Source organism: Rhizobacter sp. P2_D12 (assembly GCF_056404395.1).
In genome coordinates this window covers 1-21,489 of record NZ_JBFUEB010000055.1, presented here as the reverse complement: position 1 = coordinate 21,489, position 21,489 = coordinate 1, and the positions used below count along the sequence as shown (strand labels likewise).

At 68.8% G+C, this 21,489-nt stretch carries 21 protein-coding genes; 10 read left to right on the top strand and 11 right to left on the bottom strand.

What is annotated here, in order from left to right:
* Positions 1-3 precede the first annotated feature (3 nt).
* Both AC1DYN_RS18600 and AC1DYN_RS18595 read right to left on the bottom strand, forming a co-directional pair.
* Positions 4-2,703 (bottom strand): CoA-binding protein, encoded by a 2,700-nt coding sequence (locus tag AC1DYN_RS18600; protein ID WP_477962220.1) that lies wholly within the window; start codon positions 2,701-2,703, stop codon positions 4-6.
* A gap of 14 nt (positions 2,704-2,717) precedes the next feature.
* Positions 2,718-3,998: an ATP citrate lyase citrate-binding domain-containing protein gene (locus AC1DYN_RS18595; RefSeq protein WP_477962218.1), complete on the bottom strand. Its 1,281-nt coding sequence runs from the start codon at positions 3,996-3,998 to the stop codon at positions 2,718-2,720.
* A gap of 144 nt (positions 3,999-4,142) precedes the next feature.
* Here AC1DYN_RS18595 and AC1DYN_RS18590 point away from each other — a divergent pair, with 144 nt between their 5' ends.
* From AC1DYN_RS18590 to AC1DYN_RS18565, 6 genes are all read left to right on the top strand, one after another.
* A complete protein-coding gene (locus AC1DYN_RS18590; protein ID WP_477962216.1) occupies positions 4,143-4,523 on the top strand; it encodes a nuclear transport factor 2 family protein in 381 nt (126 codons plus the stop codon).
* A 16-nt stretch (positions 4,524-4,539) separates the two neighbouring features.
* Entirely contained in the window at positions 4,540-4,974 is a 435-nt protein-coding gene (locus AC1DYN_RS18585; RefSeq protein WP_477962214.1) for a GNAT family N-acetyltransferase, read from the top strand.
* Entirely contained in the window at positions 4,964-5,635 is a 672-nt protein-coding gene (locus tag AC1DYN_RS18580; RefSeq protein ID WP_477962213.1) for an O-methyltransferase, read from the top strand. The genes AC1DYN_RS18585 and AC1DYN_RS18580 overlap by 11 nt, the downstream gene beginning before the upstream one ends.
* A gap of 88 nt (positions 5,636-5,723) precedes the next feature.
* Complete coding sequence (locus AC1DYN_RS18575; protein ID WP_477962211.1) at positions 5,724-5,990, top strand: hypothetical protein; 267 nt, start codon at positions 5,724-5,726, stop codon at positions 5,988-5,990.
* A gap of 11 nt (positions 5,991-6,001) precedes the next feature.
* Complete coding sequence (locus AC1DYN_RS18570) at positions 6,002-6,271, top strand: DUF2277 domain-containing protein (protein ID WP_056802365.1); 270 nt, start codon at positions 6,002-6,004, stop codon at positions 6,269-6,271.
* A gap of 13 nt (positions 6,272-6,284) precedes the next feature.
* Positions 6,285-6,680 (top strand): DUF3224 domain-containing protein, encoded by a 396-nt coding sequence (locus tag AC1DYN_RS18565; protein ID WP_477962209.1) that lies wholly within the window; start codon positions 6,285-6,287, stop codon positions 6,678-6,680.
* On the opposite strand, the gene AC1DYN_RS18560 is transcribed toward AC1DYN_RS18565, so the two are convergent.
* The 9 genes from AC1DYN_RS18560 to AC1DYN_RS18520 form a co-directional block, all read right to left on the bottom strand.
* Complete coding sequence (locus AC1DYN_RS18560) at positions 6,665-8,662, bottom strand: hybrid sensor histidine kinase/response regulator (RefSeq protein WP_477962207.1); 1,998 nt, start codon at positions 8,660-8,662, stop codon at positions 6,665-6,667. The two genes, AC1DYN_RS18565 and AC1DYN_RS18560, sit on opposite strands and share 16 nt — an antisense overlap.
* Positions 8,663-8,696: 34 nt before the next feature.
* Positions 8,697-9,413 (bottom strand): alanyl-tRNA editing protein, encoded by a 717-nt coding sequence (locus tag AC1DYN_RS18555; RefSeq protein ID WP_477962205.1) that lies wholly within the window; start codon positions 9,411-9,413, stop codon positions 8,697-8,699.
* 45 nt (positions 9,414-9,458) lie between these two features.
* Entirely contained in the window at positions 9,459-10,313 is an 855-nt protein-coding gene (locus AC1DYN_RS18550; RefSeq protein ID WP_477962203.1) for an alpha/beta fold hydrolase, read from the bottom strand.
* A 255-nt stretch (positions 10,314-10,568) separates the two neighbouring features.
* Complete coding sequence (locus tag AC1DYN_RS18545; RefSeq protein ID WP_477962202.1) at positions 10,569-11,330, bottom strand: flagellar brake protein; 762 nt, start codon at positions 11,328-11,330, stop codon at positions 10,569-10,571.
* 56 nt (positions 11,331-11,386) lie between these two features.
* Positions 11,387-11,686 (bottom strand): flagellar protein FliT, encoded by a 300-nt coding sequence (locus AC1DYN_RS18540; protein WP_477962200.1) that lies wholly within the window; start codon positions 11,684-11,686, stop codon positions 11,387-11,389.
* Positions 11,687-11,752: 66 nt separating this feature from the next.
* Positions 11,753-12,169: a flagellar export chaperone FliS gene (gene fliS / locus AC1DYN_RS18535; protein WP_477962198.1), complete on the bottom strand. Its 417-nt coding sequence runs from the start codon at positions 12,167-12,169 to the stop codon at positions 11,753-11,755.
* Positions 12,170-12,473: 304 nt separating this feature from the next.
* Entirely contained in the window at positions 12,474-13,886 is a 1,413-nt protein-coding gene (fliD, locus tag AC1DYN_RS18530) for a flagellar filament capping protein FliD (RefSeq protein WP_477962196.1), read from the bottom strand.
* Between the two features lie 179 nt (positions 13,887-14,065).
* Positions 14,066-14,911, bottom strand: a complete 846-nt coding sequence (locus AC1DYN_RS18525) for a flagellin N-terminal helical domain-containing protein (RefSeq protein WP_477962194.1) — start codon at positions 14,909-14,911, stop codon at positions 14,066-14,068.
* 320 nt (positions 14,912-15,231) lie between these two features.
* Positions 15,232-16,077: a flagellin domain-containing protein gene (locus AC1DYN_RS18520; protein WP_477962192.1), complete on the bottom strand. Its 846-nt coding sequence runs from the start codon at positions 16,075-16,077 to the stop codon at positions 15,232-15,234.
* A gap of 404 nt (positions 16,078-16,481) precedes the next feature.
* On the opposite strand from AC1DYN_RS18520, the gene AC1DYN_RS18515 reads away from it, so the two are divergent.
* From AC1DYN_RS18515 to flhC, 4 genes are all read left to right on the top strand, one after another.
* Positions 16,482-18,434, top strand: a complete 1,953-nt coding sequence (locus AC1DYN_RS18515; RefSeq protein ID WP_477962190.1) for an O-linked N-acetylglucosamine transferase, SPINDLY family protein — start codon at positions 16,482-16,484, stop codon at positions 18,432-18,434.
* A complete protein-coding gene (locus tag AC1DYN_RS18510) occupies positions 18,431-19,933 on the top strand; it encodes a class I SAM-dependent methyltransferase (protein WP_477962188.1) in 1,503 nt (500 codons plus the stop codon). Before AC1DYN_RS18515 ends, AC1DYN_RS18510 begins: the two co-directional genes overlap by 4 nt.
* A gap of 244 nt (positions 19,934-20,177) precedes the next feature.
* Positions 20,178-20,501, top strand: a complete 324-nt coding sequence (gene flhD / locus AC1DYN_RS18505; RefSeq protein ID WP_477962186.1) for a flagellar transcriptional regulator FlhD — start codon at positions 20,178-20,180, stop codon at positions 20,499-20,501.
* Between the two features lie 44 nt (positions 20,502-20,545).
* Complete coding sequence (gene flhC / locus AC1DYN_RS18500; protein ID WP_477962184.1) at positions 20,546-21,085, top strand: flagellar transcriptional regulator FlhC; 540 nt, start codon at positions 20,546-20,548, stop codon at positions 21,083-21,085.
* Positions 21,086-21,489 lie beyond the last annotated feature (404 nt).

Genomic DNA, 21,489 nt, shown 5'->3' with positions numbered 1-21,489 from the left:
GGGCTACGCGATGTGGCGGCACTGCGTTGCGGGGGTGCGCGTGTCCATGTTGCGGCCGCGGTTCAGGTGGTCGTCGATCTCGGCCGCGCAGCCCAGCATGCGCGGGTACAGGAAGAGCGTGAACGCCGCCGTCTCCAGGTCGTGCTCGGCGAATTCGCCGCGGCGCATTCGCTGCCACAGCATCTTCAGCAGCAAGGCCGCGATCACCGCATCGACGTTCACGCAATAGACGTTGCGCGACACGCCGGCATCGAACAGCGCCTGCACCAGCGCCCGGTAAAAGGCATGGAAGGCGTTGTRGCCGCCGTGCTGCTCGCACAGCTGCGCGATGAAGACCTCGCGCGGGTCGTGGTTGACCGGCTTGTCGCGGAACACCGGGTGGTTCACGCCCGGCAGCTTGGCGATGTCCAGGCTGCCAGCCCCGCGGCGCTCGGCCTTGTAGCGTGCATAGCGCTCGGCGGTGCGCGCCGCCAGCGCCTGCAGGTCGATGCCGTGCTGCGGGTCGCCCGGGTCCGTGAGACCGGTGTCGCGGAACTGGTCGTTCAGGAAGGCGATGCCTTCATAGCCGTTACCGCCGTGCGTGTAGCCGGTGTGCGTCAGGAAGCCGACCAGCGCCTTGTTCAGCTGCACGCGCTCGGGCGATTCGGGCCCGTCGGCCGACACCGCGCCCTTGGCCCCCTGCGCCGAGATCGCACCCGGCCCGTTCGTCAGCAACAGGCCGAGCAGGGTCTGGAACACGAACAGGTCGTCGTCGGCCGGCTGCAGCCCGAGCAGCGCCGCGAAGGCGATCTCGGCCAGGCTGCAGCGGCCCAGCAGTTGCGCGTCGTCGAGCCCGGCGAAGCGCCCGGGCCGGTGCCGCACGGCATCGGCCGATGCACCGATCAGCGTGCCGAACAGCGCCATCCACCACGGCAGGCTTTCGACCGTCTGGCGCGAGACGCGCTTGGACAGCAGCGGCGTCCAGGCCAGCGAGGTCGTGATCGCCGCCAGCACCGCATCGGCGGTCGGATGGCCCGGCAGCGCCCGCAGCCAGCGCAGCATCGCGGAACGGGCCCCGCGTGCCTCCAGTGCGACCAGCAACGCCTGGGCACGCGCATCGGGCTGCATGCCCACCAGGCTCTCGCAGCCGCTGATGTCGACACGCCCGACATCGAAGGCGTCGTGCAGCGGATCCTTCAGACCGGCCGCCGCGAAGCGATCGATCAGCAGTTTCACCACCTCGCGCGCCGCCCGCTGGCTGCGCGGCCCGACGATCGCGGCCGCCGCGGCCAGCACCGCGTTCGGCGCATTGCCGGCATCGCGTGCTGCCTGCGCCGCGGCCAGCACCGGCGTGCCGTGCAGGTTGACGTGCGCCGCGACCGCGGTGGCCACCAGGTGCCGGTCGTTGTCGTCGCCCGCCTCGTGCAACAGCGCCAGCTTGACCATCGCCTCGAGCGGCAGCGTCGCCGCCTGCAGCATCGATACGCCGTGCAGGCTGCTGACCTGCGTCAGCGGGTCCATCTGCGACGCGCCCGACGCATCCTTCATCGGCTGGCGCGCGACGCTGCAGCCGACCTGGCGGTTCACCTGCGCCACCTGGGCGCCGAAAGGCGCGATCGCCTCCACCACCGGCAGCGCCAGCGGCGGCGGCAGCGCGAGGCCGGCATCCGAGCCGAACCAGGGCTTCAGCGCAAGGTCGCCCTCGGGCTCGAAATCGGGCAGCGTCGCATTGGCGCGCATCACCGCCATCAGCGCGGCCGGGATGTGCGCGATGTTGGTGACCAGCGCGCCGCGCGCCGAGAAGCGCGGCGCCTCGGGCGTGAAGATGCCGTCGACACCGAACTTGTCCTGGAACCAGCGCTCCTTCGCGAGCGCGTCGTCGTCGCCGCCGGCCATCGCGCCGGCATGGCCGACCGCCCGCGTCAGCCGGCGCTTCCAGCGGCCGACGACGCAGGCGACCACCGGCTTCGTGAAGTGGGCGTCCAGCTCGTAGAAGCCACCCGGCTCGCAGTAGAGCACCGCCGCCTTGCTGCGCGCATCGTTGGCCAGCGCGAACGCGAACTCCGGCGCGGCATAGTGGATGTAGACATCCTTGCCGCTGGAAATGACCGTGGTCGTGCCCCAGCCGCTCATGCGCAGGTATTGCGAGATCGTCGTCGAGAAGCCGCCGGAGTTCGAGAACACCGCGATCGAGCCGGGCCGCAGCGTGTCGCCCGGCGCATCGCCGCCCAGCGCGCCGCCGATGCGCACGCGGTGCCAGGCGTCGGCCACGCCCAGGCCATTGGCGCCGAAGATGTCGACGCCGGCCTGCTGCCCCATCGCGCGGATCTCGCGCGCGTCGTGCACCGAGATCTTCTCTGTGACGATGAACACCTTCTTCAGCTCGGGGTTCACGCGGATCAGCTCGGCCACGCCGTCGCGCGCCGCCGAAGGCGGCAGGTAGACCACGCCGCAGTTGAAGCGGTGCCCCGCCTGCAGCCCGTCGCGCACGTTGTTGTAGACGGGGATGTCGCCGATCGCGGTGGGCAGCACCTGGCCGCCCTTGCCGGGCGCGGTGCCGAACACCACGTTGCCGCCCGACCAGGCATGGCCGACCGGCGTGACCTCGCTCGATTCGGCCCCCAGGATGTTGAGCACGCAGACGCGGTCGGCGCGCGTCGCGACCTGCGACAGCGAGCCGATGCCCACGTAGTACTTGAAGTCGCCCAGCCCTTGCTTGTGCACGATGCGGTCCTCCCTCAGGCGGTTTCGACGAGGCCCAGCCTCGCGGCCAATTGCGCGCGGCCGCCGGACTTCATCCACGCATCCGCCTGCTTCGCGTAGGCGATGACCTGGCTGATGTCGGAATCGAAGCCGAACAGCCGGTACGGCAGGCCCAGCTGGTCGCAGGTGTCGCGCAGCACGGCCATGCCGCGCACCAGGTTCGGGCCGCCGCGACCGAGCACCACGTACAGCGGCGTCGCGCCATGGCGGCCGACGTGCTCGCGCAGCGCATCGGCGATCGCGCGCAGCGTCTCGTGGATGTCGGTGTTGTTGGATTTGCCGCCGATGACGAACAGCACGTTGGTCTGCTTCAGCCAGTGCCGAAAGCAGATGCGCGCCACCTCTTTCATCTTCTCGTAGGGCGGGTTGCCGCCGAAGTCGGACGAGATGATGGCCGCGTCGCCCAGCATCTCGGTGACCAGCGAGTTGGCACCGCCGCCGAAGGTGGGCGCGAGGATCGTGCCCTGCTCGTTGACGACGTAGACGTCGCTCTGGCCCTGGTGGGTTCGCAGCTGGTTGATCTCTTGCTCGAAATCGGAATGGTCGGCCGCGAACAGGTGCGGCGGCAGCCCCAGCCGTGCCCAGCGCGGATCGTCGCGGTCGAAGCCGCACTTGAAGTCGCAGGCCACCGGCGTGAGCCGGCCTTTCGCGTCCTCGCGCAGGCGGATCGGGTTGAGCTCGAGCGTCGTCATGCCGAAGTCGTGGAACAGCTCCCACAGCTTGGGCAGCTGCTGCACCAGCGGCGAGATGATCTCTTTCGGCGCGCCGATCTCGCTCAGCGCGTTGGCGACGACGAAGGCCTTCAACCCGGTCAGCGGATCGAAGGGCACGACCGCGATCTCGCTGCGGTCGACCTCTTCGATGTCGACGCCGCCGCGGTGCGTGAGCGTCATCGCCGGGGCCCGGAAGCGCGTCGAATCGGTGATCGAGAAATACACCTCGTGGCGCGCCGGCACGCCGGCCTCGAAGGTGACGCCGTTGGCCTTGGCGCGCAGCGGCCCCACGGTGTGCTCGGCGAAGTAGAGCCGCTCCTTCTCGGCCAGCGCGCTGCGCAGGTCGCGCGCGCGCCCCAGCAGGCCGGCCTTGCCGTTCTTGCCGATGCCGCCCTTGAACATCGGTTTCACGAACACCTGCCCGTGGCGGTCGATCAGGGACTTGATCTCTTCCTCGCTGGCGCCGGGGCCCAGCACCTCGGTGGCGGGGAAGCCGACGAACTGCAACAGGCGCGCTCCATGGAACATGCCGGTGATCTGCATGCGTTGTCTCCAGGTGGTCGTCGCTGGTGGCCGCGACGTGGCGTGCATGATGTGCAGGCGCGCTGTCGATCGGCTGTCACCCCTCGCCCGCTGGGGGACATTGGTCGCACAATGTCCGCCTGCCCCCATGGAAAGAGACAGCCGATGCCCACTGCCCAGACGCTGGAGCGCTTCATCGCGATGGTCGAGAGCAACGCGCATGCCGATGCCTGCGAGGTGTTCTACACCGAGCACTCGACGATGCAGGAGAACCAGGCGGCACCGCGCGTCGGCCGCGAAGCGCACGTCGCGAACGAGCGCAAGGTGCTGGCGCGGGCCGCCTCGGTGCGCTCGAAGTGCGTGCGCCCGGCGCTGGTCAACGGCGACCACGTCGTGATCCGCTGGATCTTCGATTTCGAATGGGCCGACGGCAGCAGCACGCACATGGAAGAGCTGGCGTGGCAGCGCTGGGAAGGCGAGCGCATCGCCGAGGAGACCTTCTTCTACGACCCGGCGCAGCGTGTCGCGCGCCCGCGGGCCGCCTGAGCACGGAGCGCATCGATTGGCATTGACCTGGACCACCTCCTGGCACGGCATCGGCTGGGACGAACTCGAGGCGCTGTACCGCGCCGCGCCCCTGGGCACCAAGACCGCGGCGCTGCTGCAGACGGTGTTCACCAACAGCCGCTACAGCTGCTTCGCGCGCGACGACGGCGGGCGCCTGGTGGCGGCCGGCCGCGTGCTGTCGGACGGCGCCGATTGCGCCTACCTGTGCGACGTCGCGGTGCACCCGGATCACCAGGGCACCGGCGCCGGCCGCGAGGTGGTGTCGCGGCTGCTGGCGCTGTGTGCCGGGCACCGCAAGATCATCCTCTATGCGGTGCCGGGCAAGGAGGCGTTCTACCGCCGCTTCGGCTTCAAGCGCATGCGCACCGCGATGGCGATCTTCGGGGACGAGGCGACGGCATTGCAGAAAGGGTTCATCGATGGCGAATGAGCGCGCGTGGGACGCGGTGGACGGCTACTTCTGCAGCACGCTGCTGCCGGCCGACGACGTCCTGGACCAGGCGCTGCGCGACAGCGATGCGGCCGGGCTGCCAGCCCACCACGTGGCGCCCAACCAGGGCGCACTGCTGCACCTGCTGGCGCGCATGCAGGGGGCGCGGCGCATCCTCGAGATCGGCACGCTGGGCGGCTACAGCACGATCTGGCTGGCCCGCGCGCTGCCCGCGGGTGGCCGCGTCGTGACGCTGGAAGCCAACCCGGCCTGTGCCGAGGTGGCGCGCATCAACATCGCGCGCGCCGGCCTGGCCGACCGCGTCGAGATCCGCACCGGCCGTGCCGCCGACAGCCTGCCGCAGCTGGCGGCCGAAGGGGTCGGGCCGTTCGACTTCATCTTCATCGACGCCGACAAGCCGAGCAACCCGCTGTACCTGGAGTGGGCGATGACGCTGTCGCGCCCCGGCACCGCGATCGTCGGCGACAACGTGGTGCGCAACGGCGCGGTGGCCGACGCGGCCAGCAGCGATGCGAACGTGGTCGGGGTGCGGCGCTTCTTCGAGCTGATGGCGGCCCATCCGCGCCTGTCGGCCACCGCAATCCAGACGGTGGGCAGCAAGGGCTGGGACGGGTTCTCGCTGGCCATCGTCGGCGACTGACCGATGCGGCCCGCAAGCGCATCGAGGCGCGGCAGAATCGGCGAAAGGCTGCCGCTTCGTCACCCTACCCCGCTGCCAAGGACCCCTGATGCGCACCCTCTACTTCCTGTCTGCCGGCCTGATGCTGCTCGGTTCGATGTTCGTGCTCGCCCGATTGTCCAGCGCCCACTATCCGTCGGCAGTGACCTGGGCGGGCGGTGGATTCCTTGTGTTGTGGCTGCTGATCTGCGCCGTCAACATGTGGATCGGGGTCGCGCGGGCCGGCTACTCGGTCGGCGAGGAACTCCCGATCCTGTTGCTCAACTACGCCGTGCCGGCGGCGGTCGCGCTGCTGCTGGCCTGGAAGCTTCGCTAGGAGGGGCTGCGATGTGCCGCAACATCAAGACGCTGTTCAACTTCGAGCCGCCGGCCACCGAGCTGGAGATCCGCGACGCCTCGCTGCAGTTCGTGCGCAAGCTCAGCGGCTTCACGGTGCCGTCGAAGGCCAATGAAGCGGCGTTCGAGCGCGCCGTGGCCGAGGTCGCGGCCTCGGCGCGCACACTGATCGATTCGCTGGTCACGACGGCCCAGCCGCGCGACCGCGAGGTCGAGGCCGCCAAGGCGCGCGCCCGTTCCGCCGAACGCTTCGGCACCTGATCCGGAGACACCCATGACCCACCACGCCCACGGCAGCTTCAGCGTCAAGATGTCGCCCCAGCCGATGGAGGAACAGCCCGCGGGCAGCACGCTCGGCCGCAGGGCGCTCGACAAGCGCTACGAAGGCGACCTGGTCGCCACCGGCACGGGCGAGATGCTGGCCGCCGGCACCGCCACCCAGGGCTCGGCCGGCTACGTCGCGCTCGAACGGGTCGACGGCACGCTGCACGGCAAACGCGGCAGCTTCGTGCTGCAGCACAGCGGCACGATGAACCGCGGCGCACCGACACTGCTGGTCAGCGTGGTGCCCGACTCCGGCACCGGCGAACTCACCGGCCTGGCCGGCACGCTGACCATCACGATCGCGGCCAGCGCCCACAGCTACGACCTGCACTACACGCTGGGCTGAGGCTTCAGCATCTCCGCCACGCGCGCCAGCAGGTCGGGCTTCGAGAACGGCTTGTCCAGGCCGGCGCAGCGCGTCGCCTTCAGGAACTCGCTCGCATCCGGCGACAACGTGTCGCCGGTGACGAACAGGAAGCGCTGCGCCAGCTCCGGCTGCTTCGCCGACGCGGCGCGCCACAGCGCCGCGCCGTCCATGTCGGGCATGCGCAGGTCGGACACCACCGCGTCGAAGCGCGCCGCGTCCAGCAGCTCCAGCGCCACCGCCCCCGAGGTCGCGGTGGCCACCGAGTAGCCGGCCCGCTCCAGCATGTCGCGCACCAGGTCGGCCAGCTCGGCCTCGTCGTCCACCACCAGCACCTGGGCCAGCGCCGGCACCTCGACCGGCGCAGCCGCGGGTTCGGCCTCGACCGGCTCGGCCTCGCCGCTCAGCGGCAGGCTGAGGCGGAACGACGCACCGCGCGTCGACGCCTCGAGCACCAGCTCGCCGCCATGGTCGCGCGCCACCGAACGCGACACCGACAGCCCGAGCCCGGTGCCCAGGCCCTCGGGCTTGGTGGTGAAGAAGGTCTCGAACAGCCGGGCGCGCACCTCGGGCTCGACGCCCGGCCCGCTGTCGACCACGCGCAGCCAGACGCGCGGCTCGCGGTCGGTGCGGCGCTGCTCGACGCCCGTGCTCACGTGCACGCGGCGCTCGCCCACCGTCAGCGTCAGCGCCTGCTGCGCATTGACCATCAGGTTCAGCACGATCTGCGAGATCTGGTCGCCGTCGGCGTTGACGTGCGGCAGCTGCGGGTCGAGGTCGAGCTGCAGCTCGACGTTGTGGCTGCGGTAGGTGTAGCCCAGCAGGTCGGCCGACGCGCGCACCAGGTCGTTCAGCGCCACCGCGCCGCGCTCGGAGGGCCGGCTGCGCGCCATGTTCAGGAAGGTGCGCACGATGCGCCCGCAGCGCTCGGCGGCCTCGCGGATGCGCCGCACGTCGTGCTGCAGGTCGGGGCGGTCCTCGCACTTCTCCTCCAGCAGCGTGGCCCGGCCCATCACGATCGCGAGCGGGTTGTTCAGCTCGTGCGCAACGCCGGCCAGCAGGCTGCCCATCGCCGTCAGGCGCTCGCTCTGGCGCAGCGCCTCGCGCTGGCGCTCGATCTGCTGCGTGGCGTTGTGACGCTCGGACACGTCGGCGATCGACGCGGTGTAGAACGCCGTGCCGCCGACGTCGCTGCGCCACAGCACCATCTCGACCGGGAATTCGCTGCCGTCGGCGCGCAGCGCGTGCAGCTCCATGCGCTTGCCCAGCACCTGCGGCGCGCCACCGGCCTGCATGCGGCGCAAGCCGGCCTCGTGGGCGGCGCGGTGGCGCTCCGGCACGATCACCTCGCTGACCGGCAGGCCCACCACGTCGGCACGCCGGCGCCCGAAGATCGTCTCGGCCGACGGGTTGAATTCGACGATGCGGCCCTGCTCGTCGGTGGAGATCAGCGCCGCGAGCGCGTGGTCGACGATGGCCGACTTGAGCGCCTCGCTGGCGCGCAACTGCTCCTGGCGCAGCGCCAGCTCCTCTTCGCCCAGGCGCAGGTCGGTGTGGTCCAGCCCGCACACCACCACCGCCTGCACCGGCCCGCCGCCGGGCGTGTAGGGCACCAGCGCCTGCTCGCGGTAGCGCCGGCCCTGCTTCTGGTACTGCACCCAGCCCTGCAGGTGCAGCGATTCGCCGGCGAACAGCCGCTCGAAGATCGGCACGAAGCTGCGGTAGACGCCCTCGTCGAGCACCTCGGACATGTGGCGCCCGATCACGCGCTCGGCCGGCAGGCCCATGAAGCGCAGCGCCTCGAGGTTGGCGTACGCATAGCGCCAGTCGCGACCGACCACGGCGACGCGGGTGTTGATGTGCTCCAGCAGCACGGCCATCAGCACCGGGTCGAGCGTGGGCAGCGCCGGCGGGTGCTCGCCCCACCTCGTGTCCGCCCAGCGCAACTCTCTTTCGTCTGTCATGACCAGCCTCGTCCGATCGACAGCGGGATCCTGTTCATGCGAAACCGAGCACCACGCGGCGCGTCATCGCCGATTTCTTCTCGATCTTGGTCACCACCACCGCGCCGATGTCGGCGGTGTTGGCGACGTGCGTGCCGCCGCAGGGCTGCAGGTCGACGCCTTCGATCTCCAGCACGCGCACGCGGCCCAGCCCGCGCGGCGGCTGCACGCTCATGCTGCGCACGAGGCCAGGGTTGGCATCCAGCTCGTCCTCGCTGATCCAGCGGTGGCGCACCGGGTGGGCCTCGGCCACCAGGCGGGCGATGCCGGCGCTCAGCGTCTCCTTGTCGAGCGGCTCGGTCATGTGGAAATCGAGCCGCGCCGAGTCGGCGGTGATCGAGCAGCCGTCGACCTGGTGCGGCACCAGCGCGCACAGCAGGTGCGTCGCGGTGTGGAAGCGCATGTGGCGCGCGCGCCGCTGGCGGTCGATGCGGGCCGTCACCGGCTGGCCGACGGCCAGGCTGGCCAGCAGCGCCTCCTGCCCAGGCGCCGGCACGTGGACGATCTCGCCCGGCGCGGCGCCCTTGCGCGTGTCGGCGACCTGCAGCACGCGCCCGTCGGGCAACTGCAGCTCGCCGCGGTCGCCGGCCTGGCCGCCGCCCAGCGGATAGAACACGGTGCGGTCGAGCTGCACGCCCTGCGCGTCCAGCACGGTGATGCGGGCCTCGCAGTGGTCCAGGGAGGCGTCTTCGCGGAACAGTTCTTCGGTCATGGCGGCAGGCGGGTGGATCGTTGCAGCAGACCCGACATCATGCCGTCAACCGGCTTCGGAGATGAAGCGGCGCAGCACTTGAAACGCGTCGTCGGGTTTCTCGCGCCAGGCGCCGTGGCCGATGCCGGGGAAGGCGTGGAACTGCATCCACTGCGGCGGCAGCGCCTCGGCGATGTCGCGGGCGTCTTCCAGCGGGCACACCGGGTCGAGCTCGCCGGCCATCACCAGCACCGGGCAGCGGGCTTGCGCCAGGCCGGGCAGCAAGTTCATCTGCTGCTGTTCGCCGCGGATGAAGGCCTGCAGGATCTCGGGGGCGGTGAAGCGCCACGGCCCCAGGTCGGTACGGCCGACGAGGCTCGGGTTGTAGAGCGGCTTGCACACCTGCTGGTAGACGGCGGTGTTGGCCTCGCTCGGGTCGGCCCAGAAGCGTTCGGCGATGCGGCGCGCCTCGGGGCCGCCGAGCTGCTCGAACATCGCCAGCTTGCGCGGCATCGCCATGCTGCCGGCGGTGCTGGACAGGATCACCTTGGCCGCGTGCGCCGGGTGGCGGGCGATGTAGCGCTGCGCGACGAAGCCGCCGAACGACTGGCCGAGCACGATGGGCTTGACGACGCCGAGCGCGTCGCACAGGCGCACCACGTCGTCGGCCCAGGTGTCCAGCGTCCATTCGCTGCTCGGGCGACGGTCGCTCAGGCCGTGGCCGCGGTGGTCGTAGTAGACGACCTGGGCCAGGTCGGCCAGGCGCGAGAACGCCGGCTTGAACGCGACGTGGTCGAAGCCGGGGCCGCCGTGCAGCAGCACCAGGGTGGGTTTCTCGCGAACGGTGTCGCCTTCAGGGATGAGGCCGGGGCCTTCGACGTCCACAAACAGCCGCACACCGGGCTCGATTTCGATTCGCATCAGCGGATCTTATATGGCCCCCCAGTCGCTTCGCTCCTGCCCCCAAGGGGCGCCTCCCAGCGGCCCGGCAAAGCCGGCTCCGCGGGAGTGGCTTGATGGGTCGCGCGCTACGCTCGCTCTGGTGTCGTGTGGGGCGGTGCCGGATTGGAGCAAACGCAGCACGCGACCCATCAAGCAACGCGCCGGGGAACTGGCTTTGCCAGGCCCCTGGTGTGGCGCCCCTTGGGGGCAGGAGCGAAGCGACTGGGGGGCTGTTCAGCCGCCCAGCATGCGCTGGCGCTTCTGGGTCTGGTCGATGTAGCGCTGCAGCAGCCGCGCCACGTCGTGGCCGGGGTTGACGATCTCGCAGCCCAGGCGCACGCCGCGCGATTCCGGGTTCAGCGAGGTCACGTGCTGCAGCCGCAGCGCCACGCTGAGGCGGGTGTCCACGTCCAGGTCCATCTGCACGCCGTTCAGCACCACGCCGGGTTGCAGCGGCGGCACGTCGTCGGGCAGGAACAGCGCGCAGCCGCCGATGCTGACGTCCAGCACCCGCAGCGCGAGCGGCATCTCGTGGATCGCCGGATGGCGCACGCGCGCCGTCGGCGTGCTGCGCAGCAACGGGCGCACCCGGTAGCCGTTGCGGCGCTGGAAGCGGAACAGCTCGCGCGGCAGCGCGCAGTTCAGCACCGCATTGCGGCCGCTGTGCACCATCACCAGGCCGGTCGCGTCGAACTGCACCTTGATGCTGTCGAGGTAGGCGACGACGACCGCGTCCTCCGATTCGATCAGGGCCTGCACCTGGTTGCTTTCGGCCTCGGCGCTGAAGCTGATCAGGCCGCGTGCCGGGTCCACCGACCACAGCGTCGTCGTGTAGACCGAGCCGTCGCTGCCGTTCAGGTTGACGAGCAGGTTGCCATCCTGCAGGCGCTTGAGCATCGCCAGCACCTCGGGCACCGCCGTGATGCGAAAGTCCTCCAGCCCGCCATGGGCGGCAGACAGGGCGTCCAGCGGCATCGGCAAGGTGTCCAAGCTCATGCTCTTCTCCGTTCGGCATCGGGCCCGTGCGCACGGGCCTTCCGCTCAAGGGGTGCTCAGTGGACGGTTTTCGGCTTGCCGGCCAGCAGCGCGTCCAGGTCTTCCAGCCAGGGTTCGGCCAGGTGGCGGATCTCGGCGTCGTTCACCAGGATACGCTGCATGATGCGCGACTTCAGCTGCGCCTCTTCCGAATCCAGCGGGCGCTGGGCGGCAGCATGCTTGAGCTGGGAGATCAGCACGGCGCAGGCGCCTTCGAGCTTGACCACGTGGTCCCAGTTGCCGACGCGTGCCGCCTCCAGCATGTCCTGGCTGGCGCGCTCGATCGCCTCGTAGTAGTTCAACAGGGCCTTGTTCATGGGGTGGTCTCCGCTCTCGTTCGACCGGTCGATCTGGCTGTAGGTTTTCATCATGGTGGTGTTCGTTCAGGCGGCGGTCTTCATCGAGATCTCGGCCCACGCGCTGCGCAGGGGCTCGACCAGCTGGGCACATTCCTCCAGCGCCGCTTCGTCGCTGTGCAGGTTGGCCTGCGTCAGGCGCAGCGCCATGTAGGCATACAGCTCGTTCAGGCTGGCGGCGAGCTGGCCGCCGTCCTTCAGGTTCAGCCCGCCCTTCAGGCCTTCCTCGACGATGCGCACGGCGCGCCCGATGGCACGTCCCTTGGCCTCGATGTTGCCGGCACGGATCGCGCCGCGGGCCTGGGCCAGGCAATCGACCAGGCCGTCGAACAGCATCGCGATCAGCTGGTGCGGCGAGGCGCCGTCGACGCCGGTGCTGACCTGCACATCCTGGTAGGTCTGGCGGCGGCCGAAGGGCGATGCGGCGTAGGCGGGAGCGAACATGTCGTTGGCTTTCTGCGTCGTGACTGGATGCACTGTTTATCGGCCCGGCCCGGGCAGCCTTTAGCCCGATGGAACCGCCTGAAACAGGGCCCATTTCGCCCTCAAGTGAAACCAGGCGTGAGCGCGGCGGAATGAGGCTTCGACAAGCTCAGCCCGAACGGCAGTGTGCGCCGGCTTCGACAAGCTCAGCCCGAACGGAGCAGTGCAAGCGCAGCGAAGCACCCATCAAGCAACGCGCCGGGATCCGGCTTTGCCGGGCCCAGGCGTGGCGCCCCTTGGGGGCAGGAGCGAAGCGACTGGGGGGCTAACTACTCTTGTTCCAGYTGGCGATCTGCTGCGTGATGTAGGTGCTCAGCGTGTTCAGGCCGGCCATCTTGGTGTCCAGCGCCGTGTACTGCGCGCGCAGCCGCTTCTCGGTGTCCGTCATCCGCGTGGTGATGTCGTCCTGCCGGCCCTCGTTGTCCTTCAGCGTGCTGTTCAGCCCGGCGGTGCGGGTGGCCAGCGCGCCGTCGGTGCCCAGGACCTGGTCGCCCAGCGCGCGCAGCTTCTGCGCGAAGCCATCGTTCGCCGAATCGGCCACGTCGCTGTTCGCGAAGGCCTTCTTCATCTCGGGCAGGTTGGCCAGCGCGCTGTTCAGCTTGGTGTCGCTCACCTTCAGCGTGCCGTCGGTCTGGATCTCGAGGCCCATCGACGACAGCGTCGGAAAGGCGCTCGAGGCCGTCCCGGTCCCCGTCAGCATCGAACGCAGCTGGCGCTGCAGCGACACCGCCGTGCTGTCGCCCTGCAGCGTGCCGGCGGTCTTGGTCGCGTCGTCGTACTTGGTCTGGCTCTTCAACAGCGAGGACAGCCCGTTGTAGGCCGCCACGAAGCTGGTGATCGCACTCTTGATCGAGGTGTTGTCCTGGGCCACGCTGACCTGCACGTCGCCGGTCGTGACCTTCTGCAGGTTCATCGTCAGGCCCTGCACCACGTCGTTCAGCGTGTTGCTGGCCGAGGTGATGTCCAGCCCGTTGATCTTCGCCTTGGCATCGGCGGCCGTCTGCGTGCGCGTCATTGCCGCCGAGCCGTCGGTCGCGTCGTACGCGAACGCCGACGGGCCGCTGCCGCTGGCCGTCACCCGAAAGCCGTTGGCGACGCCGGTGGACGTCGACGACAGCACCAGGCGGGCACCGCTGGAATCGGTCACGATGGACGCGGACACGCCACCGCCCGCCGCATTGATCTTGTCGCGCACGTCGGCCAGCGTGTCGGTCGCGCTGATCGCGATGTTCATCGAATTGATGGTCGCGCGGGCCTTGAAGCCCGGCTCGCCCACGTCCCAGCTGCCCACGTCGATGGTGAGCGATCCCTCACCGACGACGGAGCTGGTCGATGCGAAGCTGGTGCTGGCCACCGACTGCGACGCGGCCAGGCTCTGCACGCTGACCGCGTAGTTGCCGGCGGCCGCGCTGCTGCCGCTGGACACCGTGATCGCCGAGGTGTCGGCCGAGGTGGCCGTGGTCGCGCTCCAGGTCGCCGACTTGGTCAGCGCCAGCGCGGCGTCGCGGAAACCGGAGACGGACGACTGCACCGAGCCGTACGCCGAGATCTTGGTCTGGATCTTGGTCGCTTCGGTCTGGAGCTGCGTGACCGGAAGCTTTTCGACCGCCATCAACTTGGTGATGATGGATTCGACGTCCAGTCCGCTGCCTATCCCTGCTGAAGTAACTGATGCCATGGCCGGAACCTTTCGGAAGAGTGGACGGCAAGCGGAGGAAGCCTCGCTGCCACAGTCCTAAAAGAAGGATGGGCCCCCCAACGGGGAGTCCGATATCGCGTGTATCGGATGTTCGGCGATGCAACTTGAGGGCCGGGCGCGGATTTTTTTCCGGCGCCGCGCCGTCCCGTCCGGATTCTTCAGCCCTTCAGCAGCTGCAGCACCTGCTGCGGCAGCTGGTTGGCCTGGGCCACCATCGCGTTGCCGGCCTGCTGCAGGATCTGCGAGCGGCTCAGCGCGGCGGTTTCCGCGGCAAAGTCGGCGTCCATGATGCGGCTGCGGGCGGCCGACTGGTTTTCCACGTTCGTCTGCAGGTTGGAGATCACCGAATCGAAGCGCGACTGGCTCGCACCGTAGGTGGCGCGGGTGTCGTTCACCAGGTTCAGCGCCTGGTCGATGCTGTCGATCACGGTCGCGAGCATCGTCGAGTCGGTCGTGCTGTCGATCACGGTCGTCGCCGCGGTCACCGCGGTGATCGAGGCATCGACCGTCAGGTCGACGGTGTTGATGTCGATCGTGTCGTTGACCGTCGTGTTGGCGCCGACCTGGAAGGTCTGGACGCCGGTCGACGCGAGGATCGGCTGGCCGTTGAACGTGGTGCCGGCGAGCACGCGGCCGATTTCGGCCGACAGCTGCTGGAATTCCTTGTTCAGGGAGTCCTTGTCGCTGCCGCTGTTGGTCGAGTTGCGAGCCTGCACCGACAGTTCGCGCATGCGCTGCAGCGCGTCGCCCACCTTGGACAGCGCACCTTCAGCGGTCTGCGCCAGCGAGATGCCGTCGTTGGCATTGCGCACCGCGACGTTCATGCCGCGCACCTGCGCGTTCATGCGTTCGGCGATGGCCAGGCCCGCGGCGTCGTCCTTGGCGGAGTTGACGCGCAAGCCGGACGACAGGCGCTGCATCGAGACGGCCAGCGCGGACTGGGATGAATTCAGGTTTCGTTGCGCATTCAGCGAAACGATGTTCGTGTTGATGGTTTGTGGCATGAAGCACTCCTCAAGAATCAATGACTCCCGGCGAAATGCGCCGGCGCTTGCCGCAGGGGGGTGATGCCCTGCGTCAGACCCGGCGCGAATCACCGTTGGTCACCGACATGAAAGGTGTGCTGCTGCACACCGCCCCGTCAGCATCCTTCAGTGGATCCGGACCGCAGATCCCGGGCGAGGAACCTGTGGAAGTGATTGTTCCGAGAACTGGAGCGGTCCTAAACCGGGAAATGAGCCGGTCTGACCCGCCAATTCGAGCCGCGAAACGAAAAAGCCCCGCCCGGTTTCCCGGGCGGGGCCTTGGAAGCGAGCCTGGCGGCTTACTTCAGCAGCGACAGCACTTGCTGCGGCAGCTGGTTGGCTTGCGCCACCATCGCCGTGCCGGCCTGCTGCAGGATCTGGGCCCGCGACAGGTTCGACGTTTCGGACGCGAAGTCGGCGTCGGTGATGCGGCTCTTGGCAGCCGACTGGTTCTCGACCGAGGTCTGCAGGTTCGAGATCACCGAGTCGAAGCGGTTCTGCGCCGCACCGTACATGGCGCGCTCGCTGTTCACCTTGTCGATCGCGCCGTCGATGTTGTCGATGACGGTCTTCAGCGAAGCCGAGTTCGTCGTGCTGTCGATCACCACGGTGTTGGCCGTCACGGCGGTGATGCTGGCATCGGCCGTCATGTCGGTCGTCGTCACGGTGATGACGTCGTTGGTCGTGGTGTTGGCACCGATCTGGAAGTCCTTGGCACCGGCGCTGGCGCCGATGATGGCGATGCCGTTGAAGGTCGTGCCGCCCAGCACGCGGGTGATTTCCGCGCTCAGCTGCTGGAATTCCTTGTTCAGCGAATCCTTGTCGCTGTCGCCGTTCGTGCCGTTGCGGGCCTGGACAGCCAGTTCACGCATGCGCTGCAGCGAGTCGCCGACCTTGCCCAGCGCGCCTTCAGCGGTCTGCGCCAGCGAGATGCCGTCGTTGGCGTTGCGGATCGCGACGTTCATGCCGCGGACCTGGGCGCCCATGCGCTCCGAGATCGCGAGGCCGGCGGCGTCGTCCTTGGCGCTGTTGACGCGCAGGCCGGAAGACAGGCGCTGCATCGCGGTCGACAGCGAGTTCTGGGTGGTCGACAGATTGCGTTGTGCATTCAGCGACGTGACGTTGGTGTTGACTGACATTGCCATTTGAAAAACTCCAATAACGGTTGAACTGAGACCCGGCTGAGAGCGCCGGCATTGCCTCGGCAGATTGGTTTCTCTACCGCTTTCCTCTCTGCCTAAACGACCGCCCACCCAGGTGTGCGGCTTGCTGCGCCCGGCTTTCTTGTTGCCTGCCGGACCCCGGCGCCGTTTCTGCGTCGCCGTTGGAGGCTTTATCGGACCGCCACTTTCTGGACTTGAGACCTGCCCTCCAAAATTTCTGGGCAATCCCCCGAACAACGGGACTGGGACCCTGCATCTATCTGCATTTGCGGCCGGAACTTGAGGGTCTGCGAAGACGTTTCGGAATGTGTCCAAGCGCCGAACTGGCAGGCATCCGCGGCGCATCTCCGCGGCTTCGCCCGACGGGCGCTTCCTAGAATTTCGCGATGCATACCAAGCCCCACAAGCCGTCGTCCCCCGCCCGCAGCGCCCAGCGCGACTGGGAGGAAGGCGTGGTCCACGCCAAGGCCGGCGACTGGGCGCGCGCCGAGACCGCCTTCCACCGCGCCAGCCAGCGCAACCCGCGCGACCACCTGTTCCTGCTGAACCTCGCGCGTGCGCAGATGAAGAACGGCGCGCACGACAAGGCCTTGGCCAGCGCGCAGAAGGCGCTGGCGCTGCGGCCCGACGATGCGATCGCCCGCATGATCGCGGCCGACTGCCTGAGTGCGCAGCACCGCTATGCCGAGGCTGCGAGCTGCCTGCAGCAGCAACCCGAGCAGACGCCGCGCGGCGCCGAGTATTGGCAGAACCTGGGCGAAGCGCTGTTCAATGCCGGCCAGCACCAGGCGGCGATCGCCGCGCTGTTCGAGGCGCTGTCGCGCAACGTCGACCATGCGCTGTCGCACTACCGGCTCGGCCTGTCGTTCAACTCGCTGGGCATGAAGACCGAAGCCACCGAGTGCTTCCGCACCGCGCTCGTGCTGGGCCTGGGCAGCGGCGACCTGGCGGCGCAGGGCCTGCTGGCCTTCGTCGAACGCGAGCTGTGCCGCTGGCAGAACGCGCAGGCCGACGTGGCTGCGCTGCAGCGCAGCGCCACCGCGCTGCCGGACGACGCCGCCAGCTGGGCCTCGGTGTTCGCACAGGTCACGCTGACCGACGATCCGCTCACGCAGCTGCGCGTCGCGCGCTCGTGCTGGCGCTTCCAGGTGCAGCGCGTCGAGCCGCTGCCGCCGCTGGCGCCTCGCCCGCTGCCCGCGCGCCTGCGCGTGGGCTTTGTTTCCGCCGATTTCCACCAGCATGCCACCGCGGTGCTGATGGCCGAGGTGTTCGAGAAGCTCGACCGCAGCCGCTTCGAGATCACCTTGTACTCGCACGGCCCCGAGGACGGCAGCCCGATGCGCGAGCGGCTGCGCCGCGGCGCCGACCGCTTCGCCGACGTGGCCAGGCGCAGCGATCTCGAGGTCGCCCAGCAGGTGCGCCACGACGGCATCGACGTGCTGGTCGACCTGAAGGGCCACACGCGCGACGGCCGCCTGCCGATCTTCGCGCACCGCGCCGCGCCGGTGCAGGCGAGCTTCCTCGGCTTCCCCGGCACGACCGGTGCCGCCAGCGCCGACGGCATCGACTACTTCATCGGCGACGCGATCGTCTCGCCGCTGGAGCACGCCGCGCACTACAGCGAGAAGCTCGCGCTGATGCCCGGCTGCTACCAGCCGAACGACCGCCAGCGCCCGCTGCCCGGCCCGTACAGCCGCGCCCAGGCCGGCCTGCCGGAGGACGCGCTGGTGCTGTGCGGCTTCAACCAGCCGTTCAAGCTGTCGCCCGAGGTGTTCGACAGCTGGTGCCGCCTGCTGCACCGGCTGCCGGGTGCCGTGCTGTGGCTGCTGCAGTGGAACGAGCACGCGCCCGGCCAGCTGCGCGCCGAGGCCGCCGCGCGCGGCATCGACCCGCAGCGCCTGGTGTTCGCGCCGAAGATCGGGCTGCGCGAGCACCTGAGCCGGCTCGCGCTGGCCGACCTGTTCATCGACACCTGGCCCTGCAACGGCCACACCACCGCCAGCGATGCGCTGTGGGCCGGCGTGCCGGTCGTCACGTACGAAGGCGAGACCTTCGCGTCGCGCGTGGCGGCCAGCCTGCTGGCCGCGGTGGGCCTGCCGCAGCTCGCCTGCCCGAGCATCGCCGACTACGAGGCCCGCATCCTCGCGCTGGCCGCCGACGCGCCCGCCCGCGCCGCGCTGCGCGCCCACCTGGTCGCGGCCCGCGACACCGCGCCGCTGTTCGACAGCGACACCTGGACGCGCGACTTCGGCCGCCTGCTGTGGGCGATGGCCGAGCGCTGGTCGCAAGGCCTGCCGCCCGACCACCTCGCGCTGCCCGCCGAAGGAGCCCCCGCATGAACGGCCTGCCCGACATCCACCTGAGCATCGTGCAGCCGCCCGGCTACGTGCATTCGCTCGGTTTCCTCGACCAGGCGCGCTACTTCCGCCACCAGTTCCGCCGCCTGGGCGCCAACGTGACGCTGGCAAAGAACCGGCTGCGCCACGACGCGGTGAACCTGGTGTTCGGCGCCCACCTCGGCTTCGACACCGGGCTGCGCGAGCGCTACACCTGCCTGTTCGTGAATCTGGAGCAGCTGGGCCGCGGCGGCGCCGCGCTGGGCGAGGACTACGTCAAGCTGCTGGCCGCCTCGGCGGTAATCGAGTACGACGCCGACAACATCGCCGCGTACACGACGCATGCCGACGACGTGCCGCTGTTCCCGCTGCTGTACGCGCCCTACCTGAAGCCGGAGCAGGCCGTGCCGCTGGAAGAGCGCCCGATCGACCTGCTGTTCATCGGCAGCATGAACGAGCGCCGGCGCGAGATGCTGCAGCGCATCGAGGCCAGCGGCCGGCGCGTCGCGCTGTTCGACCAGCCGCTATACGGCCCCGAGCGCGACGAGGTGATCCTGCAGGCGAAGGCGGTGGTCAACCTGCACTTCTACCCGTCCAGCCGCTTCGAGCAGGCGCGCGTGTCGCACTGCCTGTCGCTGGGCACGCCGGTGCTGTCCGAGCGCCGCGCGCAGACGCGGCCGCATGCGGCCTTCGAAGACTGCGTGACCTGGTTCGACGAGGCCAGCCTGGCGGAGATGTTCGGCAGCCATTTCGGCACGCCGGCGTTCTTCGAGCAGGCGCGCGCGCAACTGCAGCGCTTCGAGGCCACCGATCCGGTCGAGGCCTATGCCGACATCCTGGCCTTCGCCGCCGGCTACGGCCGGGTGCACCAGGAGCGCCGGCCGCAGCTGGCCTGGCAGCCGCTGCGCATCAACCTCGGCTCGGGCAAGGACTACAAACCGGGCTGGCTGAACATCGACATCCTCGAGCGCGCCCAGCCCGACCTGGTGCTCGACCTGGGCCAGCCGGTGACCTGGCCGGTGCAGGCCCGCTCGTCCTATGGCGGCGACATGCTGCTGCAGCAAGGCAGCGCCGAGCTGGTGTTCGCGAACAACGTGCTCGAGCACGTGCCCGACCTGCCGCAGCTGATGGGCAATTGCCTGGCGCTGCTGAAGACCGGCGGCAGCTTCATCATCGAGGTGCCGTACGAGCACGCCCCCACCGCCTGGCAGGACCCGACCCACCTGCGGGCGCTGAACGAGAAATCGTGGCTGTACTACACCGACTGGTTCTGGTACCTGGGCTGGTTCGAGCACCGCTTCCAGCTGGCGCAGTTCGGCTACCTCGACGACGGCCTGCGCGAATGCCAGAAGGACAAGGCTGCCTTCATGCGCGTGGTGCTGACCAAGGTGGAAACGACGCCGCGCGAGCGCACCACGGCCCGCGTCATGCGGGCAGATTTCGCGTTGCCGGACGACATGAGCGACCGCTACGCCGCCGACCTGGCCGCCATCCAGGCCTGAAACGCCCCCGCCCGACCCCGAAAGACCGCCACGCGCGGTCTTTTTTTCGTTCTGCGACAAGGACTTGCGCGCGCCTTCGGCTTGCCTGTCAGGCGTGTAGGAATTTGCCTGACACGGCTGATGGAAGAACGTGGACTCAAGCCACAGAACTGACCTGATGTCACCGTCCAAATCAAATCTTCACAATCCATTCCACGTTGAGACAAGTCGCAAGCAAACCGCAACACACACCGAGGCAACAGACATGAACGCAGACCAAATCCTGACCGAGATCCGTGAAGCCAACCTGTCCTACCTGATGCTGGCGCAGAGCCTGATCCGCAGCGACCGCGAGCAAGCCCTGTACCGCCTGGGCATCAGCGACGAAAGCGCTTCGCTGATCGGCCTGCTGACCCCGGCGCAGATGATGAAGGTGGCCGCGAGCAACACGCTGCTGTGCCGCTTCCGCATGGATGACGACCTGGTCTGGGGCCTGCTGACCAACCATGGCAAGGCTGCGGCGAACGACACCACGAGCCGCCTGCACGCCAGCATCCTGATGGCCGGCCGCCACCACGAAGCCGCCTGAGCCCGACAGAGCACGCCAGTCCAACAAGATTCCAGGAGACCGACATGACCCGCAGCAAGAGCATCCTCACTGAAGCCAAGCAGATCGAACGTGCGGTCACGCTGATCAACCTGGGTGCCCGCCTGCAGGTGCTGGAATCCGAAACCGACCTGTCCTACGAGCGTCTGCTGCGCCTGTACAAGGAAGTCTCCGGCAAGTCGCCGAGCAAGGGCCAGCTGCCCTTCTCCACGGACTGGTTCATGACCTGGCAGCCGAACATCCATGCCTCGCTGTTCCTGAACATCCACGAGTACCTGAACAAGGTGGCCGAGATGGACGAGATCGACACCGTCATCAAGGCTTACCAGCTGTATTCCGAGCAGACGCAGGCCCAAGGGCTGGAAGCGCTGCTGTCCGTCACCCGCGCCTGGCGCCTGGTCAAGTTCGTCGACAACGGCATGCTGACGATGACCAAGTGCTCGAAGTGCGGCGGCCATTTCGTCAGCCACCCGCACGAGATCTCCAAGCACTACGTGTGCGGCCTGTGCAACCCGCCGGCACGTGCCGGCAAGGGCAAGGCCTCGGGTGGCATCCAGATGCACTGAGCGGCTCAAGTCGGCCGGAACGCGGCCGATAACAGCTCAAGAGTTTTCCGATTTCCCTGGGTAGTGTGTAGTTAGCGACTTTTGTTTTCTTGATCTCCTCCTGGCGCTGAAAAGTGCTTTCAACGGGTCCTTCGGGGCCCGTTTTTTCTTTCTTTCTCGCTGCGCGAGGGCTTCTTTTCACTGCGTGAGGCTGTTGCCGGGTCTCGCCCCGGCGGGCGAGTCACTTTCATTTGCGGCCCAAATGAAAGTAACCAAAGCAAAGGGCCTCAACCCGAACACCATGCAGTTCGTTCTGCACGCTTCGGCCACAAGCGGCCTTTACACGGCCGTTCTGGCTCTGACCCTCATCTCGATTGTTGGATCTTCTTCTCCATCCGCCTCGCTTCGCATCGTCGGGAGCCCGC